Annotated in this window: 4 protein-coding genes; all 4 read left to right on the forward strand. The window is 37.3% G+C overall.

Going from position 1 to position 6,244, the window contains the following annotated elements:
* The coding region (locus AC1DJR_RS14110; protein ID WP_477002848.1) for a cation diffusion facilitator family transporter at positions 1-746 on the forward strand (746 nt) is incomplete at its 5' end.
* A 101-nt stretch (positions 747-847) separates the two neighbouring features.
* Positions 848-3,169 (forward strand): single-stranded-DNA-specific exonuclease RecJ, encoded by a 2,322-nt coding sequence (gene recJ / locus AC1DJR_RS14115; protein ID WP_002015306.1) that lies wholly within the window; start codon positions 848-850, stop codon positions 3,167-3,169.
* Between the two features lie 65 nt (positions 3,170-3,234).
* Entirely contained in the window at positions 3,235-3,747 is a 513-nt protein-coding gene (locus tag AC1DJR_RS14120) for an adenine phosphoribosyltransferase (RefSeq protein WP_002015305.1), read from the forward strand.
* Between the two features lie 211 nt (positions 3,748-3,958).
* Positions 3,959-6,142: a RelA/SpoT family protein gene (gene relA, locus AC1DJR_RS14125; protein WP_215576562.1), complete on the forward strand. Its 2,184-nt coding sequence runs from the start codon at positions 3,959-3,961 to the stop codon at positions 6,140-6,142.
* Positions 6,143-6,244: the final 102 nt, after the last annotated feature.

Here is a 6,244-nt window from a genome sequence, read left to right on the forward strand (position 1 = left end):
ATGTAATTGGCTCGTTAGCTGTACTTTTTGGATTACGAGCGGCAAAGCAACCGCCTGATGAAGATCATCCGTATGGTCATGGTAAAGCGGAATCGATTTCAGCGATTATTGTTGCGGTATTATTATTTATTGTTGGAATAGAGATAGCGATTTCGTCTATAAAAGCTTTTTCACAAGATTTGGAACCACCAAAAGGAATTACGATTTTTGCAGTTATTCTTTCGATTGTAGTGAAAGAAGGGATGTTTCAGTATAAATATCGATTAGGGAAGAGGATAAATAGTGCTGCAATTATTGCAAATGCATATGAACATCGTTCGGATGTGTTTTCTTCAATTGCAGCTTTAATCGGCATTTGTGCAGCTATTATCGGCGGTAAGTTAGGTATAGATTGGCTTGTATATGCCGATCCAATTGCGGGATTATTTGTTTCAATTCTCGTTGCTAAGATGGCGTGGAGTATTGGAGCAGAAGCTATTCATGCAACGCTCGATCATGTTCTGCATGAAGAAGATGTTGTTCCGCTTAGGGAGGCAGTTTTTCAAGTGGAAGGTGTGAAAAAAATCGGCTCTTTATATGCAAGAGAACATGGCCACTATGTTATTGTCGATATTAAAGTATCTGTAGATCCATATATCACTGTAGAAGAAGGTCACCGCATCGGAAAACATGTAAAAGAAAAACTTATGAAACAAGATAACGTACAAAACGTTTTTGTACATATTAATCCGTATTCTCCAAATTAAACATAACAGATATTTAATTATATAGATATCGAATCGTAGTTTGCATTATATTGTCACCCCTTAATCTGTCTTGTATAATGGATAGGTTAAGGGGTGATTTCGTGTTACAACCGAAGACGCGTTGGAAAGAAAAAGAATATAATGAGGAACTAGTGAGTGAATTAGCAAATAAATTGCAACTATCACCTCTTGTGACTTCATTATTTCTTGGCAGAGGCTTAAATACAGAAGATAAGATTGTAGACTTTTTAAATACAGCAGATCAAGAATTTCATGATCCATTTTTACTTGAAGGAATGGATCGGACTGTAGAACGTGTGAAAAAAGCTATTGAAAATGGAGAACAAATATTAATATTTGGCGATTACGATGCGGACGGAGTAAGTAGTACGACTGTGTTATATCTTGCTCTCAAAGAATTAGGTGCAGAAGTAGAGTTTTATATTCCAAATCGTTTTACTGAAGGCTATGGGCCAAATGAAGAAGCGTTTCGTTGGGCGCACAGTGCAGGGTTCTCACTAATTATTACTGTTGATACTGGTATCGCAGCGGTACATGAAGCGAAGGTAGCGAAGGAACTTGGAATAGATCTTATTATTACAGATCATCATGAGCCACCACCAGAATTACCAGAGGCACTTGCGATTATTCACCCGAAATTAGAAGGCGGTGTTTATCCGTTTCATTATTTAGCGGGTGTTGGTGTTGCATTTAAAGTTGCACATGCACTTTTGGGCCGTGTGCCAGAGCATTTGTTGGAAATTGCAGTAATCGGTACGGTAGCCGATTTAGTATCGCTTCATGGTGAAAATAGATTGTTAGTACAGCGTGGACTGAAGCATATGCGAATGACTCGGAATATCGGTTTAAAGGCGTTATTTAAAGTTGCTAACGTTTCGCAAAGCGAAATTACAGAAGAAAGCATCGGGTTCGCACTCGCACCTCGTATTAATGCAGTTGGTCGTTTGGAAGATGCAACACCTGCTGTACACCTTTTATTATCAGAAGATCCAGAGGAAGCGAAAGAGCTAGCTGAAGAAATTGATGAGCTGAACAAACTTCGAAAAGATATTGTAAAGCAAATTACTGAAGAAGCTATCGCTGAAGTCGAAAATAATTTCCCGCCAGAAGAAAATAAAGTATTAGTCCTTGCAAAAGAAGGTTGGAATCCAGGGGTAATTGGAATTGTCGCTTCTAAGTTAGTTGAACGTTTTTATCGTCCRACGATTGTATTAAGCATTGATCCTCATAAAGAAACAGCAAAGGGATCGGCTCGTAGTATTGCAGGATTTGATTTGTTTGCAAACCTTTCAGATTGCCGTGAATTGTTACCGCATTTCGGAGGTCATCCGATGGCAGCGGGAATGACGCTTAATATGAATGATGTGGATGAATTAAGACGCAGGTTAAATGAGCAAGCAGATGTAATTTTAACAGCAGAAGATTTTATTCCGATTACAGCAGTGGATGCATTTTGTAAAGTAGAGGATGTAACGCTTGCCGCGATTGAGGATATGCAAAAGTTAGCGCCATTTGGCGTAGGAAATCCGAAACCGCGTATTGCGGTGAAAGATGCCGACTTAGAAAGTATCCGTGCAATTGGATCTGATGGTTCGCATTTAAAAATGGCTCTTCGTGATGGGCAAGCAACACTGGACACGATTGGATTTGGATTTGGTACTTATGCGAAAGAAATCTCTCCAGTTGCGAAGGTTTCTGTAGTAGGAGAGGTGTCCATTAATGAATGGAATAACTTTAAAAAGCCGCAATTAATGGTGCAAGATATTGCTGTAGAGGCATGGCAATTATTTGACTGGCGTAGTATGCGTAATGTAGAAGCAAATTTAGCAGAACTTCCGAAAGAAAAAATAACAATGGTGTATTTTTCTGAAGAGGTATTGAATAAATTTTCTTTAGAAGGCTATAAAGAACAGCTCGTGCATGCATCAGAGGTAGCTCATTTTGATGATCAATACATTGTGCTACTTGATTTGCCGAAAGGAACAGATGAATTAGGTGATGTATTTAAGGCTGGATTCCCAGCTCGAATTTACACGCTATTTTATCAAGAGAATAATCATTTATTTAGTACGGTCCCAACGAGGGAACATTTTAAATGGTACTATTCTTTCTTAAGCCAAAAAACACCATTTTCTTTAAGGCAATATGGGGAACAACTGTGTCGTCATAAAGGTTGGTCAAAAGATACAGTAAATTTCATGACACAGGTGTTTTTTGAGTTAGAATTTGTTACAATAAAAGACGGTGTCATTTTTATGGCAGACAAAAAACAAAAGCGTGATTTAATTGAATCGAACACATATCGTGAGAAAATGAACCACTTACAATTAGAGAAAGAATTGGTTTATAGCACATATCAGCAACTATATACATGGTTTGAAACGATTCGTGATCATAAATAAGTAGAACAGTTAGGGTAAAGGATTTGTATTTACAAACCTTTTATATCTGAGGAGGATTCAGAAATATGGATTTCAAGCAACATATCGCAATTGTACCAGATTATCCGAAAGAAGGTATTGTGTTTAAAGACATTACACCTTTAATGAACGACGGAAAAGCATATAAAGCAGCAACAGATGCAATCGTTGAGTATGCAAATAAAAGAGACATTGATGTTGTAGTAGGACCAGAAGCGCGTGGTTTTATTATTGGTTGCCCAGTTTCTTATGCATTAGAAGTAGGTTTCGCACCAGTTCGTAAATTAGGGAAATTACCACGTGAAGTAATTACAGTTGACTACGGTAAAGAATATGGAACGGATGTTTTAACAATCCATAAAGATGCAATTAAGCCAGGCCAACGTGTATTAATTACAGATGACTTATTAGCTACAGGTGGAACAATCGAAGCGACAATTAAACTAGTTGAAGAACTTGGTGGAGTTGTAGCAGGAATTGCATTTTTAGTAGAGCTTACTTACTTAGATGGTCGTAAAATGTTAGATGGTTACGATGTATTAGTATTAGAAAAATACTAATCATTATATAGGTGAAACTACGGTGATAAAAAAGTACCCGTGAATCTCTTGGAGAGGAGCGGGTACTTTTGTATAATTGCACAAAAAAATATGGTGAAATGTCAGTAAAATCTTTTCCTTTTCACAATTCACAATCATTGGGTTATAATGATAGAATATAATTTATTCTATTCAATAAAGATAAAGTCAATTTTCAATAAAAGGTGATTCGATGGCAAATGAGCAAGTACTAACAGCTGAACAGGTACTCGAGAAAGCAAGTCAATATTTAGCGGATGGAGATATTGAGCTAGTGGCACGTGCTTATGAATATGCGCGTGATGCACATAGCGAACAATATAGAAAATCGGGTGAACCATATATTATTCACCCAATTCAAGTTGCAGGTATTTTAGTTGATTTACACATGGATCCGGCTACAGTATCGGCAGGTTTCTTACATGATGTAGTGGAAGATACAGAAATTACATTAGAAGACATTGAACGGGAATTTAATAAAGAAATCGCTATGCTTGTCGATGGTGTTACAAAGCTTGGAAAGATTAAATATAAATCCCATGAGCAGCAACAAGCAGAAAACCATCGCAAAATGTTTATCGCAATGGCTCAAGATATTCGAGTTATTTTAATTAAACTAGCTGATCGTCTTCATAACATGCGTACATTGAAACATTTGCCTCAAGAGAAGCAGCGTCGCATTGCGAATGAAACGTTAGAAATCTTTGCACCTTTAGCACATAGACTCGGAATTAGTACTATTAAATGGGAGTTAGAGGATACGTCACTTCGCTATTTAAACCCGCAGCAATATTATCGTATTGTGAATTTAATGAAGCGTAAACGTGCAGAGCGTGAAGAATATTTAGATGAAGTAATGACTGGCATTCGCGAGAAATTAAAAGAGGTTTCAATTCAACCTGAGATTTCTGGAAGACCAAAACATATTTACAGTATTTATCGTAAAATGGCATTGCAAAATAAACAATTCAATGAAATTTACGATTTACTAGCTGTACGTGTCGTTGTGAATAGTATTAAAGATTGCTATGCGGTGCTTGGAATTATTCATACGTGCTGGAAACCAATGCCAGGTCGTTTTAAAGATTATATTGCAATGCCGAAAGCAAATCTATATCAATCTCTTCATACGACTGTAATTGGACCAAAAGGTGATCCGCTAGAAGTGCAAATTCGTACGAAAGAAATGCACGAAATTGCAGAATTCGGTATCGCGGCACACTGGGCGTATAAAGAAGGGAAAACAGCAGAAACAACTGGTACATTAGAGAAGAAACTAACTTGGTTCCGTCAAATATTAGAATGGCAAAATGAAGCTTCTAATGCAGAAGAGTTTATGGAATCATTAAAAATTGATTTGTTCTCTGACATGGTATTCGTCTTCACACCGAAAGGCGATGTAATGGAATTACCACTTGGATCTGTTCCAATTGACTTTTCGTATCGTGTCCATTCGGAAATTGGAAACAAAACAATTGGTGCAAAAGTAAATGGGAAAATGGTGACGCTTGATTATAAATTAAAAACAGGTGACATCATTGAAATTTTAACATCGAAACATTCGTATGGCCCAAGTCAAGATTGGGTGAAACTTGCTCAAACATCTCATGCGAAAAATAAAATACGTCAATTCTTTAAGAAACAACGTAGAGACGAAAATATTGAAAAAGGCCGTGAACTTGTTGAAAAGGAAGTACGTGGTCTAGAGTATGAGATGAAAGAAGTATTAGCGCCTGATAACTTAAAACGTGTCGCTGAGAAATTTAACTTTGCAAATGAAGAAGATATGTTTGCAGCAGTTGGATATAGCGGAATTACAGCGTCGCAAATTGTTACGCGACTAACGGACAAGTTCCGCAAACAACGCGAAGAAGAAGAAATCGTTGAAGTTAAAGAAGTTCGTAAACCGATGAAAATTCGAAAATGGGATTCTGGTGTAAAGGTAAGCGGTGCTGATAATTTATTAATTCGTTTATCAAAATGCTGTAACCCAGTTCCGGGCGATGATATCGTTGGGTATATTACGAAAGGCCGAGGCGTATCGATTCACCGCCGTGATTGTGTAAATGTTCATACAGAAGAAGCTGTAGAACGATTATTAGAAGTAGAGTGGGAAGGTAGCTCTGAAAAAGAAATTGAGTACAATGTTGATATTGAAATTTCAGGCTATGATCGTCGTGGTTTATTGAATGAAGTATTACAAGCTGTTACAGAAACGAAGACGTATATCTCAGCTGTTTCTGGTAGAAGTGATCGTAATAAGATGGCAACGATTAACATGTCGATTTCTATTCGAAACTTACAACACTTGAAAAAAGTAGTAGAGCGCATTAAACGTGTTCCAGAAATTTATGCCGTACGACGCATGATGCATTAATAGGGAGTGTAGAAAAGATGAGAGTTGTTTTACAACGATCAAAGGAAGCGTCTGTCACAGTAGATGGCGAGATTGTAGGACAAATTCCATTCGGTTTAACAT

This window comes from Bacillus sp. 05T31 (assembly GCF_056396725.1).

Coding starts and splice junctions, on each gene's coding strand:
- AC1DJR_RS14120 (WP_002015305.1), top strand. CDS start 3,235: ATGGATTTCAAGCAACATATCGCAATTGTACCAGATTATCCGAAAGAA.
- relA (WP_215576562.1), top strand. CDS start 3,959: ATGGCAAATGAGCAAGTACTAACAGCTGAACAGGTACTCGAGAAAGCA.